This is a genomic window from Curtobacterium sp. SORGH_AS_0776 (assembly GCF_031453355.1).
Taxonomy (GTDB): domain Bacteria; phylum Actinomycetota; class Actinomycetes; order Actinomycetales; family Microbacteriaceae; genus Curtobacterium.
Window position 1 is genome coordinate 645,554 of record NZ_JAVIYU010000001.1, and the last position, 23,097, is coordinate 668,650.

At 72.8% G+C, this 23,097-nt stretch carries 25 protein-coding genes; 15 read left to right on the forward strand and 10 right to left on the reverse strand.

Going from position 1 to position 23,097, the window contains the following annotated elements:
* Nucleotides 1-62: 62 nt before the first annotated feature.
* Nucleotides 63-1,049 (reverse strand): aldo/keto reductase, encoded by a 987-nt coding sequence (locus tag QE359_RS03225; protein ID WP_071294180.1) that lies wholly within the window; start codon nt 1,047-1,049, stop codon nt 63-65.
* A gap of 130 nt (nt 1,050-1,179) precedes the next feature.
* Between QE359_RS03225 and QE359_RS03230 the strand changes: the two genes are divergently transcribed.
* Genes QE359_RS03230 through QE359_RS03245 form a run of 4 tightly spaced genes read left to right on the forward strand, consistent with a single transcriptional unit; the run spans nt 1,180 to nt 4,161 of the window.
* Nucleotides 1,180-1,767, forward strand: coding sequence for a thioesterase family protein (locus QE359_RS03230; RefSeq protein WP_309777534.1), 588 nt, complete (start codon nt 1,180-1,182; stop codon nt 1,765-1,767).
* Nucleotides 1,764-2,000, forward strand: a complete 237-nt coding sequence (locus tag QE359_RS03235) for a hypothetical protein (RefSeq protein ID WP_070417548.1) — start codon at nt 1,764-1,766, stop codon at nt 1,998-2,000. The genes QE359_RS03230 and QE359_RS03235 overlap by 4 nt, the downstream gene beginning before the upstream one ends.
* Nucleotides 1,997-3,535 carry an FAD-binding protein gene (locus QE359_RS03240; protein ID WP_309777536.1) on the forward strand — a complete coding sequence of 513 codons (1,539 nt, stop codon included), beginning with the start codon at nt 1,997-1,999 and terminating at the stop codon, nt 3,533-3,535. Before QE359_RS03235 ends, QE359_RS03240 begins: the two co-directional genes overlap by 4 nt.
* 44 nt (nt 3,536-3,579) lie before the next feature.
* Entirely contained in the window at nt 3,580-4,161 is a 582-nt protein-coding gene (locus QE359_RS03245) for a YdeI/OmpD-associated family protein (protein ID WP_309777538.1), read from the forward strand.
* Nucleotides 4,162-4,263: 102 nt separating this feature from the next.
* Here the strand turns inward: QE359_RS03245 and QE359_RS03250 are convergent, their stop codons facing one another.
* Nucleotides 4,264-5,184: an endonuclease/exonuclease/phosphatase family protein gene (locus QE359_RS03250; RefSeq protein ID WP_309777540.1), complete on the reverse strand. Its 921-nt coding sequence runs from the start codon at nt 5,182-5,184 to the stop codon at nt 4,264-4,266.
* A gap of 86 nt (nt 5,185-5,270) precedes the next feature.
* Between QE359_RS03250 and QE359_RS03255 the strand changes: the two genes are divergently transcribed.
* The 5 genes from QE359_RS03255 to QE359_RS03275 all read left to right on the forward strand — a co-directional run bounded on the left by QE359_RS03255 (nt 5,271) and on the right by QE359_RS03275 (nt 11,356).
* Nucleotides 5,271-6,152 (forward strand): aldo/keto reductase, encoded by an 882-nt coding sequence (locus QE359_RS03255; protein WP_309777542.1) that lies wholly within the window; start codon nt 5,271-5,273, stop codon nt 6,150-6,152.
* Nucleotides 6,153-6,286: 134 nt separating this feature from the next.
* Nucleotides 6,287-6,865, forward strand: coding sequence for a PadR family transcriptional regulator (locus QE359_RS03260; RefSeq protein WP_309777544.1), 579 nt, complete (start codon nt 6,287-6,289; stop codon nt 6,863-6,865).
* Nucleotides 6,862-7,593, forward strand: a complete 732-nt coding sequence (locus QE359_RS03265; RefSeq protein WP_070417542.1) for an ABC transporter ATP-binding protein — start codon at nt 6,862-6,864, stop codon at nt 7,591-7,593. The genes QE359_RS03260 and QE359_RS03265 overlap by 4 nt, the downstream gene beginning before the upstream one ends.
* Entirely contained in the window at nt 7,590-10,427 is a 2,838-nt protein-coding gene (locus QE359_RS03270) for an FtsX-like permease family protein (RefSeq protein WP_309777546.1), read from the forward strand. Before QE359_RS03265 ends, QE359_RS03270 begins: the two co-directional genes overlap by 4 nt.
* Before the next feature lie 131 nt (nt 10,428-10,558).
* Nucleotides 10,559-11,356, forward strand: a complete 798-nt coding sequence (locus QE359_RS03275; RefSeq protein ID WP_070417540.1) for an SGNH/GDSL hydrolase family protein — start codon at nt 10,559-10,561, stop codon at nt 11,354-11,356.
* 57 nt (nt 11,357-11,413) lie between these two features.
* Here QE359_RS03275 and QE359_RS03280 read toward each other — a convergent pair whose 3' ends face one another.
* Together QE359_RS03280 and QE359_RS03285 are read right to left on the reverse strand one after the other, a co-directional pair.
* Nucleotides 11,414-12,079, reverse strand: coding sequence for an SDR family NAD(P)-dependent oxidoreductase (locus QE359_RS03280; RefSeq protein WP_309777547.1), 666 nt, complete (start codon nt 12,077-12,079; stop codon nt 11,414-11,416).
* On the reverse strand, nt 12,076-13,311 hold the full coding sequence (locus QE359_RS03285) for a multidrug effflux MFS transporter (protein WP_309777548.1): 1,236 nt from the start codon (nt 13,309-13,311) through the stop codon (nt 12,076-12,078). Before QE359_RS03285 ends, QE359_RS03280 begins: the two co-directional genes overlap by 4 nt.
* Before the next feature lie 130 nt (nt 13,312-13,441).
* Here QE359_RS03285 and QE359_RS03290 point away from each other — a divergent pair, with 130 nt between their 5' ends.
* Both QE359_RS03290 and QE359_RS03295 read left to right on the forward strand, forming a co-directional pair.
* Nucleotides 13,442-14,593: a PQQ-dependent sugar dehydrogenase gene (locus QE359_RS03290; protein ID WP_309777549.1), complete on the forward strand. Its 1,152-nt coding sequence runs from the start codon at nt 13,442-13,444 to the stop codon at nt 14,591-14,593.
* 82 nt (nt 14,594-14,675) lie between these two features.
* On the forward strand, nt 14,676-15,554 hold the full coding sequence (locus tag QE359_RS03295; RefSeq protein WP_309777550.1) for a helix-turn-helix transcriptional regulator: 879 nt from the start codon (nt 14,676-14,678) through the stop codon (nt 15,552-15,554).
* 78 nt (nt 15,555-15,632) lie between these two features.
* Here the strand turns inward: QE359_RS03295 and QE359_RS03300 are convergent, their stop codons facing one another.
* Nucleotides 15,633-16,517, reverse strand: a complete 885-nt coding sequence (locus QE359_RS03300) for an aldo/keto reductase (RefSeq protein WP_309777551.1) — start codon at nt 16,515-16,517, stop codon at nt 15,633-15,635.
* Nucleotides 16,518-16,604: 87 nt separating this feature from the next.
* On the opposite strand from QE359_RS03300, the gene QE359_RS03305 reads away from it, so the two are divergent.
* From QE359_RS03305 to QE359_RS03315, 3 genes are read left to right on the forward strand one after another with little or no spacing between them, the layout of a single operon-like run.
* The gene (locus QE359_RS03305; RefSeq protein WP_070417536.1) at nt 16,605-17,477 is read left to right on the forward strand and encodes a helix-turn-helix domain-containing protein; all 873 of its coding nucleotides are present in this window, start codon (nt 16,605-16,607) and stop codon (nt 17,475-17,477) included.
* Nucleotides 17,474-17,680: a hypothetical protein gene (locus QE359_RS03310; RefSeq protein WP_309777552.1), complete on the forward strand. Its 207-nt coding sequence runs from the start codon at nt 17,474-17,476 to the stop codon at nt 17,678-17,680. The genes QE359_RS03305 and QE359_RS03310 overlap by 4 nt, the downstream gene beginning before the upstream one ends.
* A gap of 14 nt (nt 17,681-17,694) precedes the next feature.
* Nucleotides 17,695-18,867, forward strand: a complete 1,173-nt coding sequence (locus QE359_RS03315; protein WP_309777553.1) for an MFS transporter — start codon at nt 17,695-17,697, stop codon at nt 18,865-18,867.
* Between the two features lie 2 nt (nt 18,868-18,869).
* Here the strand turns inward: QE359_RS03315 and QE359_RS03320 are convergent, their stop codons facing one another.
* The 5 genes from QE359_RS03320 to QE359_RS03340 form a co-directional block, all read right to left on the reverse strand.
* On the reverse strand, nt 18,870-19,205 hold the full coding sequence (locus tag QE359_RS03320; protein WP_309777554.1) for a sigma factor-like helix-turn-helix DNA-binding protein: 336 nt from the start codon (nt 19,203-19,205) through the stop codon (nt 18,870-18,872).
* Nucleotides 19,202-19,585, reverse strand: coding sequence for a hypothetical protein (locus QE359_RS03325; RefSeq protein WP_309777555.1), 384 nt, complete (start codon nt 19,583-19,585; stop codon nt 19,202-19,204). The genes QE359_RS03320 and QE359_RS03325 overlap by 4 nt, the downstream gene beginning before the upstream one ends.
* Before the next feature lie 60 nt (nt 19,586-19,645).
* Nucleotides 19,646-20,617, reverse strand: a complete 972-nt coding sequence (locus tag QE359_RS03330) for an NAD-dependent epimerase/dehydratase family protein (RefSeq protein ID WP_309777556.1) — start codon at nt 20,615-20,617, stop codon at nt 19,646-19,648.
* A 102-nt stretch (nt 20,618-20,719) separates the two neighbouring features.
* Nucleotides 20,720-21,892: an FAD-dependent monooxygenase gene (locus QE359_RS03335; protein ID WP_309777558.1), complete on the reverse strand. Its 1,173-nt coding sequence runs from the start codon at nt 21,890-21,892 to the stop codon at nt 20,720-20,722.
* Nucleotides 21,889-22,377 carry a DUF4126 family protein gene (locus QE359_RS03340; protein ID WP_309777560.1) on the reverse strand — a complete coding sequence of 163 codons (489 nt, stop codon included), beginning with the start codon at nt 22,375-22,377 and terminating at the stop codon, nt 21,889-21,891. Before QE359_RS03340 ends, QE359_RS03335 begins: the two co-directional genes overlap by 4 nt.
* Before the next feature lie 70 nt (nt 22,378-22,447).
* Here QE359_RS03340 and QE359_RS03345 point away from each other — a divergent pair, with 70 nt between their 5' ends.
* The gene (locus QE359_RS03345) at nt 22,448-23,095 is read left to right on the forward strand and encodes an SDR family oxidoreductase (RefSeq protein ID WP_309777561.1); all 648 of its coding nucleotides are present in this window, start codon (nt 22,448-22,450) and stop codon (nt 23,093-23,095) included.
* Nucleotides 23,096-23,097: the final 2 nt, after the last annotated feature.

The following is a 23,097-nucleotide window of genomic DNA, read 5'->3' on the forward strand; positions in this document are numbered from 1 at the left end:
GAGACGGCCTGGAGGCGCGGTGCCAGCCGGCACCGCGCCTCCAGGCCGTCATCCGGTCGCGTCTACCGACCGATGGTCGACATGTCGGGGTAGCGGTCACCCGTCGGCACCGGCAGCGCCGACAGGCGCGCGATCTGGTCCGCTGTCAGGGTGAGGTCGGCTGCGCCGACGTTCTCCTCGAGTCGCGAGACCCGCTTCGTGCCGGGGATCGGCACGACGTCGTCGCCCTGCGCGAGCAGCCATGCCAGCGCCACCTGCGCCGGGGTCCCCCCGGCCTCGGTCGCGATCTCCTTGACGGCGTCGACGATGCGCATGTTCTCGGCGAAGGCCTCCTCCTGGAAGCGCGGGTTCGCCAGGCGGAAGTCGTCGGCGTCCAGGTCGGACGGCTTCGTGATCGCTCCCGTCAGGAACCCGCGGCCGAGCGGCGAGTACGGCACGAGGCCGATGCCGAGCTCGCGGAGGGTGTCGAGCACGTCGCCCTCGGGGTCCCGGGTCCACAGCGAGTACTCGCTCTGGAGCGCCGTGATCGGGTGGACCGCGTGGGCCTTCCGGATCGTCGCTGCGCTCGCCTCGGAGAGCCCGATGTGGCGGATCTTGCCCTCCTGCACGAAGCCGGCGAGCTGCCCGATGACGTCCTCGATCGGGACGGCCGGGTCGACGCGGTGCTGGTAGTACAGGTCGATGTGGTCGGTGCCGAGGCGGCGGAGCGAGCCCTCGAGCGCCTCGCGCACGGACTCCGGTGCGGAGCTGATGCCGCGGCCCGTGGCGGGCGTCTCCTCGCCGGCGGTGTGCGTGATGAGGCCGAACTTCGTCGCGATGACGACGTCGTCGCGGCGGTCTCCGAGGGCCCGGCGGAGCAGGTCCTCGTTCGTGTAGGGGCCGTACGCCTCGGCGGTGTCGAACAGGGTGACGCCGAGGTCGATCGCACGGTGGATGGTGCGGATCGACTCGTCGTCGTCGGTGCCGGCGCCCGTGTAGAAGGCGCTCATGCCCATGGTGCCGAGGCCGACGGGTCCGACCTCGAGGTCTGCGAGCTTGCGTGTCTGCATGGGAGCAGGTCTACTCCGGGTCCCTCGGTTGGAGGGAGGCACTGACCGGACCCGTCAGCCGGGAATGCCGGTTCGTGCGGTTCCTCCAAGGTTCCGCGCGTTCGTGGCCCGACCCTGGTGTGATCGGGGCGTGAACCTGTACTTCCGGCTGTTCCTGCTCCAGTTGCGCGTCCGGCTCCGCCCCGCGATCGGCGGACGGCGACCGACGCTCTGGGACGAGGTCCGCACGCCGTTCCGGGTGACCCTGACCGACCTCGACCCGCTGCGGCACGTGAACAACGGGAAGTACCTGTCGATGCTCGACCTCGGGCGGCTCGACCTCATGCTGCGCTCGGGGTTCTGGGGTGCGATCGCCGAGCGCGGCTGGTACCCGGTCGTGTCGGCGCAGACGATCACCTACAAGCGGTCGTTGACGCTCGGCCAGCGGTTCGAACTCGTGACCCGGGTGCTCGGGATGGACGACCGCGCGGCCTACCTGGAGCAGACGTTCGTCCGCCGCGGGACCGTGGTGGCACGGGCCGTGGTGCAGGCGCGGTTCCTGCTGCGTACCGGCGGGACGGTGTCCCCGTCGGAGCTGCTCGAGGCCGCGGGCGCGTCCGATAGAGACCTGTCGGTGCCGGATTGGGTGCACGAGTGGGCCGGGGCCACCCGGATCAGCAGCTCGGGTACGCTCGCCGGCACGGGGTCCGAGACCCCGGGACGAGAGGGGACGTCATGACCATCGTGTGGATCGTGATCGGCGTCGCGGTGCTGATCGCCGCCGTCATCACCGTGCTCGAGGTGCAGAACCACCGACGAGCGAAGCGCCTCGCGCACCTCGGACCGGCCGACCCGCGGCTCGGGGCCCAGGCGAGAGCGGACGCCGAGGCCGCGCACTCGGTGACCGAGGGGCTGTCGAAGGCCGCGCACCCGGGTGTCACCGGCGCCGGCGGTGGGGTCTCCGGACCGTGACCCGTCCCGCCACCAGGCGTGCGGTGCTCGCCGGGGGAGTCGGACTCGGGATCGCCGGGGTGCTCGCCGCGTGCAGTCGACCGGCGCCGTCCCCGTCCCCGTCGGCCACGACTACGTCCGGCCCCACCGGGACTCCGACCGCGTCACCGACACCGGGCGGCCCCGACTCGTGGGACGCCCTCGCCGCCGCGGTCTCCGGACGGCTGCTGCGCTCCGGGTCGAACGGATGGAACAGCGCCCGGCTCGTCGAGAACCCCCGGTACGACGACGCCGACCCGCAGGGCATCCTGCGCGCGGCCGGCACCGCGGACGTCCAGGCCGGGCTGGCCTTCGCCCGGAACACGAACACGCCGGTGGCGCTCCGTTCCGGCGGGCACTCGTACACGGGCTGGTCGGCGGGCGGTGCGAGCGGCACCGACGTCCCGCGGTCGCTGGTGATCAGCACGCAGGACCTCGACGGCATCGACGTGCACGACGACGGCACCGTGACGATCGGTCCCGGTGCGCAGCTCGGAGACGTCTACGCCACGCTCGCCGCCGCCGGACGGGCGATCGGCGCCGGCTCCTGCCCCACGGTCGGGATCGGCGGCCTGACGCTCGGCGGCGGGGTCGGTGTGCTCGTCCGCTCCTTCGGGCTGACGTGCGACCAGCTCACCGGTGCGACCGTCGTCACGCCGGACGGCACCGTGCACGAGGTCTCCGCGACCGCCGAGCCCGACCTGTTCTGGGCCTGCCGCGGCGGGGGCGGTGGGACCGTCGGCGTCGTGACCGCACTGACGTACCGGACCCAGGCCGCGCCCGGCGTCCTGCTCTTCTCGATCACCTTCGCGTGGTCGGCCGCAGCGGCGGTCGTGCGCGCCTGGCAGGACTGGGCGCCCACCGCCGACCCGGAGCTGTGGTCGACGCTCAAGCTGCTGAACGGGAGCCGGCACACCGCCCCGACGGTCACTGTGACGGGTGTGTGGACGGGTTCGAAGACCGGCGCTGACACCACCGTCGACGGTTTCATCGCCGCCACCGGAGCGAAGCCGCTCGCCCACACCGCGCGGCAGCTCACCTACGGTGCCGCGATGTCCGCGTTGGCGGGGAAGCCACAGCGGGTGTCCGAGGCGGCGACGTCCTCGATCGGATCGGTGAAACTGTCCGACGAACAGATCGACGTGCTCGTCGCCCACGCCGAGGCGGCCGGCGACGTGGCGGGGAACCTCGAGGGCGGGGTCGCGCTCGACGCCCTCGGCGGTGTCGTCTCCGACGTCGGACGGACCGACACCGCGTTCCCGTGGCGGTCGGCGCTCATGACCGTGCAGTACACCGCAGTGTTCGCGGACGGATCGGACCCGGCACCCTTCGACGCCTACGTCCGGGGGTTCCGGAAGGCGATGCGGCCGGCGTGGGGTGACGCGGCGTACGCGAACTACTGCGACGCGGCGATCACGGACCCGGCGGACTACTTCGACGTGAACACCTCGCGGCTGCACCGGATCGCCGAGCAGGTGGACCCGGACGGGGTGCTGGCGCAGCCGAACTGGGTGTGAGCGGTGGCCCTCCGGACGACGGTGGGCCGCCCTACGATGACCGCATGGACGCGGACGACCTGGTACTCCCCGACGCCGCTGCCTGGCGCGCCTGGCTCGGCGCGCACGAGGACGACCCCGACGGCGTGTGGCTCGTCCTCGCGAAGAAGGGCACCACGGAGCCGACGACGCTGACCTACGACCAGGCCCTCGACGAAGCGCTCTGCTCCGGGTGGATCGACGGCCAGAAGCGCGGGCGGGACAACACGACCTTCCGCCAGCGGTTCACCCCGCGGCGCAAGGCGTCGATCTGGTCGCAGCGGAACATCGGACTCGTCGCCACCCTCGAGTCCGCGGGGCGCATGCGCGACCGGGGCCGGGCCGAGGTCGACCGTGCGAAGGGCGACGGCCGGTGGGACCGCGCCTACGCCGGTGCCGCGACGGCCACCGTGCCCGACGACCTGCGGGCAGCGCTCGACGCCGCTCCCGCGGCCGCAGCGCTGTTCGCCGAACTCGACGCCACGAACCGGTACGCCGTGCTCCACCGGATCACGACCGCGCCGAGTGCGACGGCGCGGGCGAACCGGCTCGCGAAGCTCGTCGGCGGGCTCGAGCGGGGCGAGACCCCGTACCCGCGGAAGCCCTGACGGCCGCGTCGAACCACGAAGACGACGACGAACCAGGCGCGCGGGCTGGTTCGACGTCGGAAACGTGGTTCGACGCACCCACGCCGGCGCCCGCGCCCGCCGTCAGCGCCGCAGGCCGACGAGCACGCCCCGGTGGTCGCTGCCGTTCGCGGGCAGGACCTCGGTCGACGTCGTCCCGAGCCCCCGGGTGAAGACGTGGTCGATCCGCACGACGGGCAACTGCGCCGGCCAGGTCGCCCCGAACCCGCCGCCCTCGTCGAGCATCCGGGTCAGCGGGAGCATCTCCGGGTCGGCCGCACCGCCGTTGAAGTCCCCCGCGACGACGAGCCGCTCCGACTCGTCGTCGCGGACCGCCTCGGTGAGCGACGCCAGCATCCGCGGCCGACCGTCCTCGCCGCCAGGTCGCAGTGAGTCCATGTGCACGACGTACAACCGGACGTCGCCGACCCCGGTGTCCACCGTCACACGGAGCGCCCGGGCCCAGCCCAGACCGAGCGTGAGGGGTTCGCCGTCGCGCAGGGTCGTCCGACTCCACACCCCGATCGACCCGACCCGGTAGTGGTGCGGGTACCGCTCGTCGAGGACGCCCGCGACCGCCGTGCCCGAGGTCTGGGTGAGCTCCTCGAGCGCGATGACGTCCGGGTCGCGCGCCGCGATCGACCTCGCGGTGGCGGCCGGTTCGGGGTTGGCGGCCTCGATGTTCTCGGTGACGACCGTCAACTGCGGCGACCCCGAGGTGCCGGGAGCGAGCACGCCGGGCAGGACCGCGACGGCCCACGCGGCGGCGAAGGCGAGGGACAGCACGGCGAGCCGCTTCGACCGGGTGCCGAGTGCCGCACCGGCGACGGGGACGAGCAGGAGCGCGAGCCACGGCAGCAGCGAGCCGATCACGGACCCCGAGCTCCCGAGGACGCCCAGGACGGCGGGGACGAGGAGGACGACGATCCCGGCGAGCAACGCGATCCCGACGACACCGATGACGAACGAGCGGCCGGGACTCCGTCTGCGGGAGCGGAGGGGCACGCCGAGGAGCATAGGAACCGCTTCTGACAGATCCCGGGGGACACCGGTTCACCAGACCTGCAACGAAGCAGGCGTAGACCGGGGACATGACCACTGGCACCGACACCACGAACCGTCCGGCCGCCGCCTCCGGCACCTTCCGCATCGGTGGTGACCTCGAGGTCCACCGCCTCGGCTACGGCACCATGCAGCTCACCGGCCCCGGCGTCTGGGGACCCCCGAAGGACCACGACGAGGCGATCCGCGTCCTCAAGCGCGCCGTCGAGCTCGGCGTGGACTTCTTCGACACCGCCGACTCCTACGGCCCCTACGTCGCCGAGGACCTGCTCCGCGAGGCACTGCACCCCTACGGCGACGACATCGCCATCGCGACGAAGGCCGGTCTCACCCGCACCGGGCCGAACGAGTGGCCGCCGGTCGGCCGCCCGGAGTACCTGCGCCAGGAGGCCGAGATGAGCCTCCGCCGCCTCGGCCTCGAGCGCATCGACCTGTTCCAGCTCCACCGCATCGACCCGAAGGTCCCGCTCGAGGACCAGGTCGGCGAGCTGAAGAAGCTGCAGGACGAGGGCAAGATCCGCCACATCGGCCTGTCCGAGGTGTCGGTCGACGAGGTGAAGGCCGCGCAGGAGATCGCCACGATCGTCTCCGTCCAGAACCTCTACAACCTGCAGAAGCGCGACGCCGAGGAACTCCTCGACTGGTCGACCGAGCAGGGCATCGGCTTCATCCCGTGGTTCCCGCTCGCGACCGGCGGTCTCACCGGCAGCGACTCCCCGCTGACCGAGATCGCCGAGCGCAAGGGCGCCACCCCGGCCCAGCTCGCCCTGGCCTGGCTGCTCAAGCGCTCGCCCGTGGTGCTGCCGATCCCCGGCACGTCGAGCGTCGCCCACCTCGAGGACAACCTCGCGGGCGCGACGGTCGAGCTGACCGACGACGAGTTCGAGGAGCTGTCGAAGCTGGGTCACTGACGCGACACGGTGACGGACTGGAGGCGCGGTGCCAGCTGGCACCGCGCCTCCAGTCCGTCATGGGGTTGCGTTCGCATACGCGGTATGTGCATACTCGGTATGTCCAAGGCGGACGGAACGAGGGGGAAGACGTCATGAGCGTACGGATGGGCGTACTCGCGCTGCTGGTGGCCGGGCCCGGCTACGGGTACCAGCTCCGGGGGGAGTTCGAGCACCGGACCGGGGGCAGCTGGCCGCTGAACATCGGCCAGGTCTACACGACGCTCGACCGCCTGGAACGCGACGGCCTCGTGGCCCGCGGTGACGCCGACGACGACGGACACGTCGTCTACACGGCGACCGACGCGGGTCACGAGGAGGTCGCACGCTGGTTCAGCGAGCCGGTCCCGCCGAAGCGCGGTCGTGACGAGCTCGCGATCAAGTTCGCCCTCGCGGTGACGGTGCCCGGCGTCGACGTGCCGCGCCTCGTGCAGGTCCAGCGCGCCGCCGCCGTGCGGAACCTGCAGGACCTGACCCGCCTGAAGCGCTCCTCGGACCCGGCTGACGACCTGGCCTGGTCGCTCGTGCTCGAGTCGATGCTCTTCCAGGCCGAGGCCGACGTCCGCTGGCTCGACCACGTGGAGTCGAGCGTCGCGCGCCACCGACCGTCCCCGACACCGGACTCGACGGTCGCTGCCGAGTCGTCCGACGCCACCGTGCGGAGCGCCCGGTGAACGCCGCCGCCCCGCTCCTCGAACTCGACGCCGTGAGCGTGCAGTACGGCTCCGGCGCGAAGGCCGTCACCGCCCTCGCCGGCATCGACCTGCGCATCGCCCGCGGCGAGATGGTCGCCGTGATGGGGACCTCGGGCTCGGGCAAGTCGACGCTGCTCGCCTGCGCGGGCACGCTCCTGCCGCCGACCAGCGGCGAGGTCGTCATCGACGGCGACTTCGTGTCCGACCGGCCGGCCAAGGACCTCGCCGCCCTGCGTCGGCGTCTCGTCGGGTTCGTGTTCCAGGACTTCAACCTCATCCCGTCGCTGACCGCGGTCGAGAACGTGGCGCTGCCGCTCGAGCTCGACGGCTGGAAGGCGAGCCGTGCCCGGCGCGCAGCCGAACTCGCGCTCGAGAACGTCGAGCTCGGGCACCGCGCCGACGCCTTCCCGGACGACCTGTCCGGTGGCCAGCAGCAGCGGGTCGCGATCGCGCGCGGGGTCGTCGGCGAGCGCCGGCTGGTCCTCGCCGACGAGCCGACCGGTGCCCTCGACTCGCAGACCGGCGAGGTCGTGCTCCGCATGCTGCGCCGGCACGTCGACTCCGGGGCGGGCGCGCTGCTCGTGACCCACGACGCCCGGCACGCGGCCTGGGCGGACCGGATCGTGTTCCTCCGCGACGGCCGCGTCGTGGACGAGACCGTGTACTCGGGCGTCGAGATGGCGCTCACGGACCGGACCGCCTCGTGAACGCGCGTCGGCGACGCGCCGACGCCGGGGCCCGCGCGGGGCGTGACCGCCGCACGCCCTTCGCGCTGCGACCGGCGCTCCGGCTGGGCCGCCGGCTGGCGTTCGCGAAGGCCGGCCGCGCGGCGCTGATCGTCGCCCTCATCGGCATCCCGACCGCCGGGTTCGCCGCGGTGTCGGTCGTCGTGCAGTCGACGCAGCCGACCCAGGCGGAGAGCCTCCGGTACGACCTCGGGCACGCGGCAGCGCAGATGCAGGTCGTCGGCCCGGACCTCCCGGGCATGCGGCAGGACCCCGTGCAGTGGCAGTACACCGAGTCCGCGAAGGACAGCCCGGTCGCGGAGTCCGACGGCGAGGCCCGGTTCGCCGACGTCCTCGACCACGTGCCCGCCGGTGCCGTGTCGATCCCGGTCACCTCGGCGCAGATCGTGCTGACCGGGCCGAAGGGGCCGATCGGGATCCAGGCGGTCGAGGGAGCGGTCTGGTCGCGGGTCCTCGACGGGCACTGGCACGTGCTCGACGGCGCCGTACCGACCAGCCGTGACGAGCTCATGGTCACCCCGGCGACGCTCGAACGTCTCGGCGCGTCGATCGGCGACACGGTCGACCTGACCGACCCGGTGACGAAGCGCTTCACGATCACGGGCACCATGCGCGACGCCGCGTCCGACCCGGGCGTGCAGGGCGTCTTCGTGCCGTGGGGCACCACGCAGCCGACGACCGGCACGGCCGCGGCGCCGTTCGACGTCACCGTGTACCTGGCCTCGGACGCCCCGACGTGGTCCGAGATCCGCGCGCTCAACGCCCACGGGATCACCGTGCAGTCGCGTCCCGTCGTGCTCGACCCGCCCGACGAGCGGTTGCACGGCGCCGGGCTCAGCAGCCCGATCGGCTGGTTCCTCGGGGCGATGGCGCTGCTCGGCGTCTTCGCGATGTTCGAGGTGGCCCTGCTCGCCGGCGCCGCGTTCCTCGTCGGGACCCGGGCGGACACCCGCTCGTACGCGATCGTCACGAGCGTCGGCGGGGACCGACGCTTCGTCCGGTCGATCGTCGCCGGCTCCGGGCTGGTGCTCGGGCTCACCGGCGCCGTCCTCGGGGTCGCGCTCGGCACGGGGGTCGGCGTGCTCGCGTTCCACCTGGCCGACAACGGCAACGTGGGCTCGTGGCCCGGGCTGCACGTCCCGGTCGGCCTGGTCCTGTCGATCGGTGCCGCCGCCGTCCTCGCCGGGCTCGTGTCGGCGCTCGTCGCGGCCCGTGCGGCCACGCGGGTGAACGTCCTCGCCGCACTGCGCGGCTCGCTCCGGCCCGCGGCGGTGAACCCGCGCGCCGAGCGCCGCCGCCGGATCTGGGCACCGGTGCTCGTCGTCGCGGGCACCGTGATGACCCTGGCGTGCGGTGCGGGCGTGCTGCTGCTCAACGACCGCCCGGTGCAGCAGGACCACCTCGCCTGGATCGTCGGCGCCGGCGTCGCGATCGGCCCGTGCCTCATGCAGCTCGGGGTCGCGATGTCGTCGCCGTGGTTGCTCGCCCTCGTCTCCCGGACCGCGACGCGGCTCGGGCTCTCCGCCCGCATCGCCGCCCGCGACGCCCGGCGCAACCCGGTGCGGACCGTGCCGGTGCTCGCGAGCGTGATGAGCGTCGTGTTCGTGGCCTCGGTGGCGATCACGTGGAGTGCGTCCGAGCACGCGCAGTTCGTCCGCGACTACGAGTACCGCACCGCCGTGGGCGTCGCGACGGCCGACGTCTGGCTCTCGAACGAGGACGGCAGCGATGGCGGCTACGACGCCTCCGTCACGGCGAAGGCGGCGAAGATCGTCTCCGGTGTCCTCGACCACGACCAGGTGCGTGTGCTCGGCGTCGCGCCCGACGTCGCCGGCGACCAGCCGTCGACGCTCTCGCTCCTGCACTCGTGGGGGCGGACGGACTGCCGCGCGAACGACACCACGTCGTGCTCGCGCTACCTGGAGTCGCAGGACACCTCCGCGCCGAAGATCTGGACCGGCACGGTGGACGACTACGCGGTCCTCACCGGACACCGTCCGTCCGCCGAGGTCCGCGACGCCCTCACCTCGGGCCGCGCCGTCGCCCTGTGGCCGGAGTACGCGCACGACGGCCAGGTCCGGATCGACGCGTTCCGCGACCAGACGTCGAACAGCCCCGCGATCACGGCCAAGACCCGTCCGGACGCCACGACGACGATCCCCGCGGTGCTCGACGTGCAGACCCCCCGCATCCAGGTCGGCGTCTTCATGACCCGCGAGACCGCCGAGCGGTACCGGGTCCCGGCGGTGGACGGCATGCTCGTCACGGAGCAGTCCGCGGACCTGACCCCGGCACAGTCCGACGAGCTGACCTCGGCGTGGCAGAGCCTCGGCGGCGAGGACCGCGAACGGTGGGGCGGCCCGTACTTCCAGTACGAGGCCGGTCCGGTCGACGCGCAGGGCATCGTCAAGGCGATCGTCCTCGCCCTCGCCGCGGCGGTGACGATCGGCGCGACCGCCGTCGCCATCGGGCTGGCCCGCTCGGACGGCCGACGCGACGACGAGGTCCTCGACGCGGTCGGTGCGGCACCCGTGCTCCGTCGCCGGGTGTCCGCGTGGCAGGCCGCGATCCTGACGACCGTCGGTGCGGTGATCGGCACGCTGCTCGGGCTGCTGCCCATCCGGGCGCTCACCCTCCGCTTCTCGGCGGGACCAGCCGGCACCACGCACCTGCCGTTCGTGGCGGACTGGCCCGTGCTCGCCCTCCTCGGGCTCGGGCTGCCGCTGCTCGTCACCGCGGGGACGTGGGTCTTCGCGGGCCGCCGCCACCGCGTGGCACTGCGGCGCACACCGTGACCGGACGCGGCGGGTCCCGGACCCGACCGGGGCGGCCGGCTGGGAACGGCCGCGAAGACCCACAGCCAGCGGCGCGGTTCCCCAGGTCTGGGGACTGGTACGGCAGGCCGATCCGGGGGATACCTGATGTCGTGTCCCGCACCCGTCGTCTCGCCCTCGTCGCGAGCATCGTCACCGCCGCCTGCCTCGTCGCCGGCGGATCCCTCGTCGTCGGCACGGCCGTCGTGTCGGCGAGCACCGCCGCAGCCGAGCGCGCCCCGTCCGTGGGTCGCGCCTCCGCCGCGCCGGTCGAACGTGCGGACACCCGAGCCGCAGCCGGCGGAACAGCTGTCCGTGCCGCCACACCGGACGACGCCGTGACCGGGGCGCTCGGCTCCGGCGACCGATCCGGCGCGGTCACCTTCGCGTACGCGGGCGACTCCATCACGGCACGGCCGGACTCCTGGCTCCACGACCTCGTGCCGGACACCCGGTTCCACGCCGTCGGCGGCTACGCGCACAGCGGGTACCGGTCCGACGAGGTCCTCCACGAGATCGGCCCCGTGCCGGACGCGGACGTCCTCGTCGTCGAGCTCGGCACGAACGACGTGAACCAGGCGATCCCGACCGCGACGACGATCGCGAACGTGGACGCCGTCGTCCGGAAGGTCGGTGCGCGGCACGTCCTCGTCGTCTCCGGCCCGCCGTCGAACTGGACCTGGAGCCAGTGGGGCGCCGACCGCCGCGCGGGACAGCTCGTCCTCAGCCGGGCGCTGGAGCGCGACGCGGCGGAGCACGGCTGGTCGTACGTCGACCCGTTCGCCGGGTTCCGGCAGGCGGACGGCGCGTGGGTCCGGGGTGCGTCGGCGGACGGCATCCACGGCGACGCGGCGACGAACGTCGTCGTCGCGCGTGTGATGGCGACGGCGATCACGCGCGCCGCGCGCTGATCGAGACGCGACCAGGGTCGGACGGGAGGTGGGCCCCACCCGCCGTCCGTCAGCTGGTCACTCGGGCAGCGGCTCGGCGTAGGTCCGGAACGCACCGCGCTCGGTGTGGATCGCCCAGAGGCGGTCCGCGATCGACGCACCGGAGTGCTCGGGCTGCCCGTCGTCGATGCCGAACGGGATGATGAGCTGTCCGACGTGGACGTCCTCGTCACGGACGGCGTCGTGCAGCAGCTGCGCGTAGGCGCTCTCTCCCGCGAACGCCACGGACGTGCCGGTGACCCGAGCACCCGGGCGCACCGCGCTCCCGCCGTTCACGAACAGGATCGTGCCGCGCCCGATCGCGCGCATGCCGGGCAGCACCTGGCGGACGGCGTTGACCGAGCCGTAGACCGAGAACTCGATCGGGCCGACCAGGTCCTCAGCCGTGGTCTCGAGCACCGGGCGCATGTACTCCTTGGCGGGCAGCGGGCTGTACTGCAGCACCTCGATCGGCCCGAGCTGCTCGGTCGCACGCTCGAGGGCGCCGCGGAGGGAGTCCCCGTCGCGGACGTTCGCGGCGAAGCCGGCGGCGGTGTACCCGTGCTCCCGGAGGCCGGCGGCGAGGGAGTCCAGGCGGTCCTGGTTGCGGGAGAGCAGGGCGATCGAGAAGCCCTCGCGGGCGAAGCGCTCGGCGACGGCGAGGCCGAGGCCCTTGCCGGCTCCGACGATGGCGATGGTGGTCATGAGGTGGTCCTTCCGGTGGTGTGGGGTCGTGCGAGGACGAGCAGTCCCCAGAGCGACACGAGCGCGCCACCGAGGACGAGGACGGCCATCGGGACGGCGGTGTCCGAGCCGCCGAGTCCCGCGATCGGAGCGGTCACGCCGGCCGTCGTCCACTGAACCAGACCGAGCACGGCTGAGCTCGTCCCGGGGTGTGCGGGGACGGCGGACGATGCGAGGGCCCCACCGTTCGTGACGACCAGCCCGTTGCCGATCATGAGCACGAAGAAGCCGATCAGGGCCACGATCAGCGGCATCCCGAACCAGATCGCGCCGATGAGCATGCCCGCACCGGCGACGCCCATGCAGGCCTGCCCGACGAGGATGATGCGTCTCGTGGACACCCGGCCGGCGAGTCGGGCGGCCACGAGGGACGCGATCGTCATCGCGCCCGCGTTCGCCGCGAAGTCGATCGCGTACGCCGTCGGCGACAGTCCGTTCATGGTCTGCAGCACGAACGGCGAGGTCGCGACGTACGCGAACACCCCGACGAACGCAGCACACGCGGTGACGACGTAGCCGACGAACCGTCGATCGCCGAGGACCTGCCGCGCCGCGAGCCGGAACGTGCGCAGGCCGCCGGCGTGCCGTCGGTCCCGTGGGAGGGACTCGGGGACGACGACGGCCGCGGTCACGCACATGAGCACCCCGAGGCCGGCGAGGACCCAGAACGTGGTCCGCCAGTCACCGAACCCCAGGATCGCGGCGCCGAACAGCGGCCCGAGCACCGGTGCGATCCCGCCGATACCCATCACGACGTTGAGGACGCGGACGAGCTGGGCGCCGTGGGCGAGGTCGACGATCACCGACCGAGCAATCACCATCACCCACCCGCCCGCGAACCCCTGCACGAGGCGCGCCGCCGTGAGCACGCCGATCGACGGGGCGAGCGCGCACACGACCGAGGCCGCGACGACGAGCAGCGTGCCGGCGAGCAGTGGCAGGCGGCGCCCGCGCTGGTCGGAGAACGGTCCGCCGACGAGCTGCCCGAGGCCCATGCCCGCGAAGAACGTCGTGAGGGTCAGCTGCACGGCGGACGCGCTCGTGTGGAACTCGGCCTCGACGGTCGGGAACGCGGTGACGTACATGTCGGTCGCGAGCGGCGCGACCGCGGTGAGGAACACGACGGCGGCGACGAGGGCCGTCGGCACGGCGCGGGCGGTCGGGGGAGCGGGCGGGGTCACGGTGGCGGGCACGGACCCATCGAACGGCTGGTCGGTGCGCGGGTGGGAGTCCCTGCCGACAGGGGTTCCACCGCAACCCCCGTCACCCAGGGGATTCCCGACCGCGGCGTGTGCAATCGACCCACGACCCGGGAGGACCACCGTGCACACCACCGCTCGCACCCGCCGCACCCTGTCCGCCCTCGGCGCGTTCGCCGCCGCGGCCCTCGTCCTCGCGGCCTGCACCGACGACGACGCCCGCACGCTCGAGGGTCGGGCGACCGCCACGAGCAGCCCCTCGTCGAGCGCCACGACCCCCGCGGCGAGCGCCGCCGGACAGCTCGAACCCGGGGGCGAGACGACCGACATCGCCACCGGACTGGACGCCCCATGGTCGGTGGTCCGCACCGGTGACGGCGGCGATGCCCTGATCAGCGAGCGGGACTCGGCGACGGTGCTCGAACTGACCGGCGCCGGGAAGACGCGCGAGGTCGGCACGATCGCGGGCGTCCGGCACGGCGGTGAGGGCGGTCTGCTCGGACTCGCGCTGCACGAGGGCGACCTGTTCGTGTACTCGACGGGCGACGACGGCAACCGCATCCAGCGCTACGACCTGTCCGGGAGCGCCGGTTCCTACGCGCTCGGGGACGCCACGACCGTGATCGACGGGCTGCCGTCGAACAGCTTCCACAACGGCGGGCGGATCGCGTTCGGCCCGGACGGCATGCTCTACGCGAGCGTCGGCGACGCCGGTACCGGTTCGGACGCGCAGGACCGGGACTCGCTCGCGGGGAAGATCCTGCGGCTGACCCCGGACGGCCAGGTCCCCGGCGGCAACCCGTTCCCCGGGTCCCCGGTGTGGAGCTTCGGCCACCGGAACGTGCAGGGCATGGGGTGGACGGCCGACGGCACGATGTTCGCGTCGGAGTTCGGGCAGGACACCTGGGACGAGCTCAACGTCATCGAGAAGGGCCGGGACTACGGCTGGCCCGAGGTCGAGGGCACCGGCGGCACGAGCAAGGGCTTCGTCGATCCCGTGCAGCAGTGGGCCACCGACGACGCCTCACCGAGCGGCCTGGCGGTGATCGACGACACGGTGTTCATCGCGAACCTCCAGGGCGAGGTCGTCAGGGCTGTGCCGGCCGACGCACCCTCGACGTCGACCGAGTACTTCGCGGGGGACTTCGGCCGCATCCGCACGGTGCTCGAGGGCCCCGAGGGTGCCCTGTGGTTCGTCACGAACAACACCGACGGGCGTGGCGACCCGACCGACGGCGACGACCGGATCGTGTCGGTGCCGCTCGCGACGAGCTGAGCCCGAGCGACGGACCCCGACCAGCACGGGGGTTCCGGCAGCACCTCGCTCGCCCCCGCCCAGCCGAAGTACCGTGACCGGCATGGACCACCGCGACGAAGCCCGCGACTTCCTCTCCGGTCGCCGCGCCCGCATCACACCGGAGCAGGCCGGCGTCGAGACGTTCGGCACCCGCCGCCGCGTCACCGGGCTGCGCCGCGAGGAGGTCGCCCGGCTGGCCGGCGTGAGCATCGACTACTACACCCGGCTCGAGCGCGGGAACCTCCAGGGCGTCTCGGACAGCGTGCTCGACGCCATCGCGGGCGCACTCCACCTCGACCCGGCCGAGCACGAGCACCTGCGCGACCTCGCCCGCCACCAGAACGCCACGCCCCGCCGTGCCGCCGCGGTCACACCGGTGGCGGCAGTGCGCCCGGAGCTCCAGTACCTGCTCGACGCCATCGCCGACGCCCCCGCGATGATCGTGAACAACCGACAGGACATCGTCGCCGCGAACACGCTCGGCTGGGCGATGCACTCGGACCTCGTCGCGGCGAGCGCACGGCCCTGCAACTTCTCGCGGTTCATCTTCCTCGACCCGCAGGCACGGAACTTCTACCTCGACTGGCAGCGCGCGGCGCACACGAACGTCGCGATCCTCCGGCGCGAGGCCGGGCGGACGCCGAACGACCCCGGGCTCGCGGCCCTGATCGGCGAGCTCTCGATGCGGAGCGACGACTTCCGCACGCTCTGGGCGGCGCACGACGTCCGGCGGCACTACGCGGGGGTGAAGTCGTTCCGGCACGCGGTGGTCGGTCCGCTCGAGCTGCACTTCCAGACGCTCGAGCTCACGGAGGACCCGGGGCTCGCGCTGACGATCTACCCGGCGACGCCCGGGAGCCCGACGGCGGACGCGCTGCGGCTGCTCGCCTCGTGGGCGGCGACGGAGCGCATCGTGGAGCGTGCGCGCGAGCGCGTCTGACGCGGTGGTCGCGACCGCCTGCGGGACTGGAGGCGCGGTGCCGGCCCGCACCGCGCCTCCAGGCCCCACCGGGTCGCGTCAGGCCTCCGGGATCACCCGTTCGAAGCGGCTCGTGTCGGTCCCGTCCGGGTCCGGCCCGCCGCGACGACCGGTGTCGAGGGCGTCGAGCGCTGCGAGCTCGTCCTCGGAGAGCACGAAGTCGAACACGTCGAAGTTCTCGGCGATGCGCCCGGGGTTCGTGGACTTCGGGATCGCGTTGCGGCCCTGCTGCACGTGCCACCGGAGCATCACTTGCGCCGGGGTCTTCCCGTGGGCCTCGCCGATGGCCCGGATCGTCGGGTCGTCGAGCACGCTGACCCGCTCGTCGCCCCAGCCCGGGTAGAAGGTGATGCCGCCGATCGGCGACCACGCCTGGTCGAGGATGCCGTGCTCGGCGTCGGCGCGCTGCACGTCCGGCTGCGTGAAGTACGGGTGCAGCTCGACCTGGTTGAGCGCCGGGATCACGTCCGTGGCGTCCAGGAGCGACCGGAGGTGGTGCGGCATGAAGTTGCTCACGCCGATCGCGCCGACACGACCCTCGGCGTACAGCCGCTCGAGCGCCCGGTACGCCGCGATGGTCCGCTCGAAGCGGTCGGGTGCGGGCTGGTGCAGGATCAGGACGTCGACGTGGTCGAAGCCGAGCTTGCCGGTCGCCTTGTCGAACGCGTGCAGGGTCTCGTCGAGACCGTAGTCGGAGACCCAGATCTTCGTCTCGACGACGATCTCGTCGCGGTCGACACCCGAGGCGCGGATGCCCTCGCCGACCTCGCGCTCGTTGCCGTACGCGGCGGCGGTGTCGATGTGGCGGTACCCGGTCTCGAGCGCGGTGCGCACGGCGTCGACCGTGTCGGCCGGCGCGCTCTGGAAGACGCCGAACCCGATCGCGGGGATCTCGAGTCCGTTGTTGAGGGTGAGTGTGTCCATGTCCACGACGCTACGACCGCCCGGACCGACCTGACGGGTACCAGCAGCCCCTGCTCCGACCCGTCGATCGGACCTACCGTGGAGGACATGGACACGAGAGACGAAGTCCGCGACTTCCTCCGCACCCGCCGCGAGCGCGTCACGCCGCAGCAGGTCGGGCTTCCCGACTTCGGCGGCGCGCGACGGGTGAAGGGCCTTCGCCGCGAGGAACTCGCCCTCATCGCGGGTATGAGCGTCGACTACTACATCCGCCTCGAGCGGGGGAACCTCACCGGGGTGTCCGAGAGCGTCCTCGGATCCCTGTCCCGGGCGCTCCGGCTCGACGACGCCGAGCACGCGCACCTGTTCGACCTCGCCCGTGCGCAGAACGCCTCGGCGACGACGCGTCGGAAGACCCCGACGTCGAAGGTCCGGCCGAACGTGCAGCGGGTGCTCGACTCGATGACCGCTCCCGCGTGGGTGCGGAACGGCCGGTCGGACTTCCTGGCCGGCAACGCTCTCGCCCGTGCGGTCTACGCACCGCTCTTCCTCGACCCGTCCGGTACCCCGAACACCGCGCGCTTCGCCTTCCTCGACCCCCGTGGTCGCGAGTTCTGGCGCGACTGGGACAGCGTGACCGGGGACATGGTCGCCGTGCTCCGTGCCGAAGCGGCCCGGTCCCCGTACGACCGCGGGCTGACGGACCTCATCGGGGAGCTCTCCACCCGCAGCGAGGAGTTCCGCCAGCGCTGGGCCGCGCACGACGTGATGCGGCACCGGTCCGGCATCAAGCACGTGCACCACCCCGAGGTCGGCGACCTCGACCTGACGTACGAAACGATGGAGCTCGTCACGGACACCGGGCTGACGCTCATCGTCTACGGCGCGGAGCCCGGCTCGCCGTCCGAGGAGCGCCTGCAGCTCCTCGCCAACCTCGCGGCGACCACCGTCGCCGCCGTCCCGGAGACGGAGGACGCATGAGCGAGACCGACTCGATCCGGACCACCCGGCCCGCGGAGCCGCTGACGTTCCTCGAGCGGGTCCGGTTCCGCCTGCGTGCCGAGCGCGAGATCGAGGAACTCACGCGCGACCGCGCGCGCGAGGACTGCATCCGCGCCGAGGCTGCAGTGCGCCTCGCACCGGGTCCGTGGCACCTCGCGGAGCTCTTCCGGCGGCGTCCGTGACCGCCGGTGCGGGGATGACGCCCGCGCGCACGCTGCTGTTCGCGGTGGCCGGGGGCGCGGCCGTCGGCAACCTCTACTGGGCGCAGCCGCTCCTCGACGACATCGCGTCCTCGCTCGGGACGTCCGCCGCGGTCGCCGGGCTGCTCGTCACGCTCACCCAGGTCGGGTACGCGCTGGGGATCCTGCTCGTGGTGCCGCTCGGCGACGTGCTCGACCGACGACGCCTGATCCCCGGGGTGCTCGTCGCGTCCGCGGTCGCGCTGCTGTTCGCCGCCGTGGCCCCGTCGTTCGCCGTGCTGCTGGTGGCGCTCGCGCTCGTCGGCCTCACCACCGTCGCCGGGCAGCTGCTCATCCCGCTGGCCGGGGACCTCGCCGATCCCTCGTCCCGCGGGCGGGTCGTGGGCACGATCGCATCCGGGGTCCTCACCGGCATCCTCGTGTCGCGGACGGTCAGCGGGCTCGTCGCGGACGCGTTCGGCTGGCGCACGATCTACGTGGTCGCCGCCGTCGCGGCCCTGCTGTTCGCCGTGCTGCTCCGGCGGGCGATCCCCGAGCTCGACCGGCGCGACCGGGTGCGGTACCCCACGCTCATCGCCTCGGTGTTCCGTGCCGTCGCCGCGCACCGGGCCGTGCGGGTGACCCTCGTCATCAGCTCCGCGATGTTCGCCGTCTTCACGATGTTCTGGACCGCGCTGACGTTCCTGCTCAGCGCCGAGCCGTTCGGGTACTCCACGAGCGCGATCGGGCTCGTCGGTCTGGCCGGGCTCGCCGGGGCGGTCGCCGCGCAGCGGGTCGGTCGGCTGCACGACCGCGGGGTCTCCGTGCCGGTGACCGGTGCGGCGATCGCCGTCGTGCTCGTCTCGCTCGTGCTCGCGGGCCTCGGAGCGCGGTCGATCGTGGTCGTCCTCGTCGCGGTCGTCCTGCTGGACGTCGGTGTGCAGGCGACGAACGTCCTCAACCAGACCCGGCTCTTCGCGATCGACCCGGCGGCGCGCAGCCGACTCAACACCGCGTTCGTCACCGCGAACTTCATCGGCGGGGCGATCGGCTCGGCACTCGCCTCGGTGCTGTGGAACGCCGGCGTTTGGACCGCGGTCACCGTGGGCGGAGCGGTCCTGGTCGGGTTCGCCCTGACGGTCTGGGCGGTCCACCGCCGCCGCGGGCTGGTGGTCACCGCCCGCGCCTGACCTCAGATCGCGAGCTCGACGTCGTGTCCGTTGACCGTCACGATGATCCGGGGGTTCTGTGCCCCCGCCGCGGTGATGTAGCTCCGGAGTGTCGAGAGGAGCATGTCCTCCCGACGCTCCATCTGGGACACCGCGCCCTGGCTGATCCCCAGTTCGTGTGCGATCTCGACCTGGGTCCGCTTGCCGGCTTCCCGCACCATCGCGAGGCTCATGGCGTGGATCCGGTCGAGCTCGTCCGCCTCCGTCTCGAGCGCCGCCACGGCGTCGGCCATGCCGGGGCGCTCGAGCATCCGCTCGAGTCGGTCGTTGCCGTGCACGAAGTCCTTCTCGCCCATCATGCTTCCTTCGTCTCGTCGACCCATCGGTCGATCAGTCGGTCGGCTCGGACGCCGACCGTGTCGTAGAACACGTCACCCATCGCGGCCTTGTCGCCGGAGAACAGCGCGATGACGACACGGTCCGTGCCCGGCGGGAACCAGCAGATCAACCGGAGCGCGATCCCCTGGACGTACGGGTGCGACACCCGCCAGACGACGTGCTCCTTCGACTGCCGGACCCGCTTGATCACTGCGGTGTCGTGCGTCGGCGCTGCATCCAGGTCCCGCAGCCGCTTGAGCATGAACGTGAGCAACTCGAGCCGCCGCCGACCCCGTTCGGTGGTGTCGGCTTCGAGGCGGTCGAGCTGAGCGTTGAACTCTCGAGGCCAGTCGATCTGCATGCAGCGCACATTAGCCAAGGCTGATATTAGCCGCAACTGATCACAGGCGCAAGCACAACCTCAGACGACGAGGGGGCGCGCGACGTCCACCTCGCCGTGCTCCACGAGCCAGCGGAACGCGTCGAGGACCGTCGCCTCGGCCGTCCAGGCGGGCTCGTAGCCGAGCAGCCGCCGCGGCTTCTCGGTGCCGAACACCTGGCTGCGCGACAGGTGCTCCCAGCTCGCACCGGCGTGCTCCGGAGCCGTGGTCTCGCGGAACCGGTCCCACGAGACGGGCTCGAGCCGCGCCTCCTGGCCGAACCACGACGCGACCAGGTGCGCGTACCCGCGTGCCGTGAGCGCCGTCGGAGCCGTGACGAAGAAGTCCTCGCCGGCCGCGGCGTCCCGCTGCTCGACCGCGAGCTGGAAGGCCTGTGCGACGTCGTCGGCGTGCACGTGCGCCATCGTCTCGGCACCGAGGCCGGGGACCTCGACGGGCTCGCCGGCGGACAGCTTCGTCCACACCGTGGGGTCGAGGTTGCCGAGCGGACCGATGGGCATCCAGCCCGGTCCGCTGATGTGACCGGGGTGCAACGAGGTAGTCACCAAACCCCCGTCGGCAGTTTCACGCTTGAGCATCCGGGCGATCGCGTCCTTCTGCACGCCGTAGTCGCCGAACGGCTCGGTCGCGTTCTCCTCGGTGACGGGCAGCACGTGCGACACCCCGGCACGCCAGATCGACCCGCAGTGCACGAGGTGGGTGCCGCTGCCGCGGAGGGCCGTGACGAGGGCCTCGGCGGACGACGTCGTGAAGCAGACGAGGTCGACGACGGCGTCGGCACGGAGTGCGGCGATCCGGTCGCCGAACGTGCCGTCGCGGTCCTCCTGCTCGCGGTCGGCGGTGACCCGTTCGACCTGCTGCCACTCGGGGGAGTCGGCGTACGGGGTGCTGCTGCCGCGGGTGACGGTCACGACGTCGTGACCGGCGCGGACGAGACGGGGGACGAGGAACGTGCCGATGTGGCCGGTGGCTCCGATGACGACGATGCGCATGCCGGTCACGCTAGGCGCACGCGACTGGGCGTGGCAGGCCCGGACGGAACCCCTGTGACGGACGGGAGGGACGGTGCGGGCTGGCACCGCGCCTCCCGTCCGTCAGCGGGTCGGCTCCAGGGCCGGGAGCGGCTGGTCCGAGTCCGCCGTGTGCGTCAGTCGCGCCATCAGGGGCGCCACCGGGCGCGAGGTCAGGACGTGGTGCGCGGCGCGCTGCGCCGCGAGACCGAGCTTCGTCTGCGGGTACGCGAAGTGCTTGATCCCGGACGGCATGGTCTGGATCCGGTCGACGAGCGGCCGCATCCAGGCCTCGAACGCCCCGAGTGCCGCGGTGGTGTCGGACTCGTCGGCGAGGGACGCAGCGAGGACGTACCCGCCGGTGAGCGCCAGCGAACTCCCGCCGCCGCCCATCGGTGTCACGCACCAGGCCGCGTCGCCGAGCAGCACGACGGAACCCCGGTGCCAGGTCGGGGCGTGGATCTGCGTGAGGTCGTCGACGTAGACGTCGTCCGACTGCTCGAACCCGTCGAGCACACGATCGGTCTGCCATCCGGCGCCGGCGTAGCGGTCGCGCCGGTCGGGGACTTCGCCGTCGTCGTTGGTGTACGCGAGCATCGCCCTCGTCGTGCCGTGGTTGTCGGGCCGCAGGTGCACCTGTCGACCCTCGACGGCGTTGTACCAGCGCCAGGTGTCGTCGTCGGACGGGATCCGTGGGATCGTCCCGAACTCCATCGTGATGCCGAGCCGCCGGGGCTCGACGGTGAAGAGCAGGTCGCGTGTGCTCGAGCGGACACCCTCGGCGACGACGAGGAGCTCGGCCTGGAGCGTCGCGCCGCTCCGGGTGCGGACGGTGACGGGTCGTCCGTCCGAGCCGTCCTCGTCCACCGCGACCACGGCGTCGTCGAAGACGAGGCGCACGCGGTCCGGCAGCGCCTGCCGGATCGCGTCCGCGAAGTCGCCGCGCAGGACCTCGAGCTCCGCCGTCGCCCCCTCACCGGAGTCGTCGTCGGGCAGCCGGACGATGGTGCCCCCCTGCTCGTCGACGATCACCGTGCCGGTCTCGCCCGTGTTGGCCGAGCGGATCGCCTCGGTCAGCCCCATGCGGTCGAGGACCTCGCGGGCGACGCCCCGGACGTCGACGTTCTGGCCACCGGTGCGGAAGCCCGCCGAGCGCTCGAGGACGGTGACGTCCCAGCCGGTCCGGTCCAACCAGTAGGCGGCGGAGAGCCCGGCGATGCTGCCGCCGGTGACGAGGGCTCGACGCGGTGCCTTCACGAGGTGGTGATCACCTTGACGGAGCCGGCGATGGTCGCGGCGTCCTCGGCGAGCGCGACGACCGGGTCGGGGAGGCGGGTCGTGGCGCCGACGAGCTTGCGCGCACCCCAGCCGACGAAGCTGCCGACGATCGCGCCGACGCCACCGAGGATCGCGCCCTCGATGCGCAGGTCGCGCCTGCCCGTCGTGCCGAGCGCGGCCCCGACGAGCGCTCCGGACGCCACGCGCCCGGCGAGGCCCGCGGGGGAGATCCGGTTCGGCGTCCCCGGCAGCTTGTCGCCGATGAGCTCGCCGACGGCCGATGCGACGAGGACGCCACGGCCGAGGGGCGTGCTGAAGACCTTCCAGTCCTGCCACGAGCCCTTCAGTGAGGAGCGGTCGTGGTTCATTGCCATGACGGCGAGCGGGGTGGCGCTCCGGCCGCCGCTGAGGATGCCCAGGACCAGGGTGCGGACCAGGGTGTGCTGCTCGTTCTTCGTGCTCATCGGTGCTCCTGTCGTGTCGGTTCGGACGCTACTCCCGGAGCGCTGAGCCACCACGAGTACCGTCCGGCCCATGAGCAACGTCATCGTCCTCGGCGGCCACGGCAAGGTCGCACTCCTCGCCACCCGCATCCTCACCGACCGCGGCCACACCGTCACCTCGGTCATCCGCGACCCCGACCAGGCCGACGAGATCCGCGCCCACGGCGGGCAGCCGCACGTCGCCGACATCCAGCAGCAGACCCTCACCGACTTCGCCGAGCTCATCCACGGACACGACGCCGTGGTCTGGTCGGCCGGTGCCGGCGGCGGATCGGCCGACCGCACCTGGGCGATCGACCGCGACGCGGCGATCCTGTCCGTGCAGGGAGCCGCGAAGGCCGGTGTCGACCGCTACGTCATGGTCTCCTGGTCCGGCTCGCTCCTCGACCACGGGGTGCCGCAGGACGACGACTTCTTCGCGTACGCGCAGTCGAAGATGATCGCCGACGCCGTGCTCCGCGACTCGGGGCTCCGCTGGACGGTCGTCGCGCCGAGCACCCTCGCCGACGACGAGCCCACGGGTTCGGTCGACTGGGACGGCTCCTCGACGCAGGTCCCGCGCGGCGACGTCGCGCACGTGGTGGCCGACTCGGTCGAGGGCGACGAGACGATCGGCCGGACGATCCGGTTCAACACCGGTTCCACCCCGATCGCCGACTTCCTCCGCACGGCGGGCTGAGC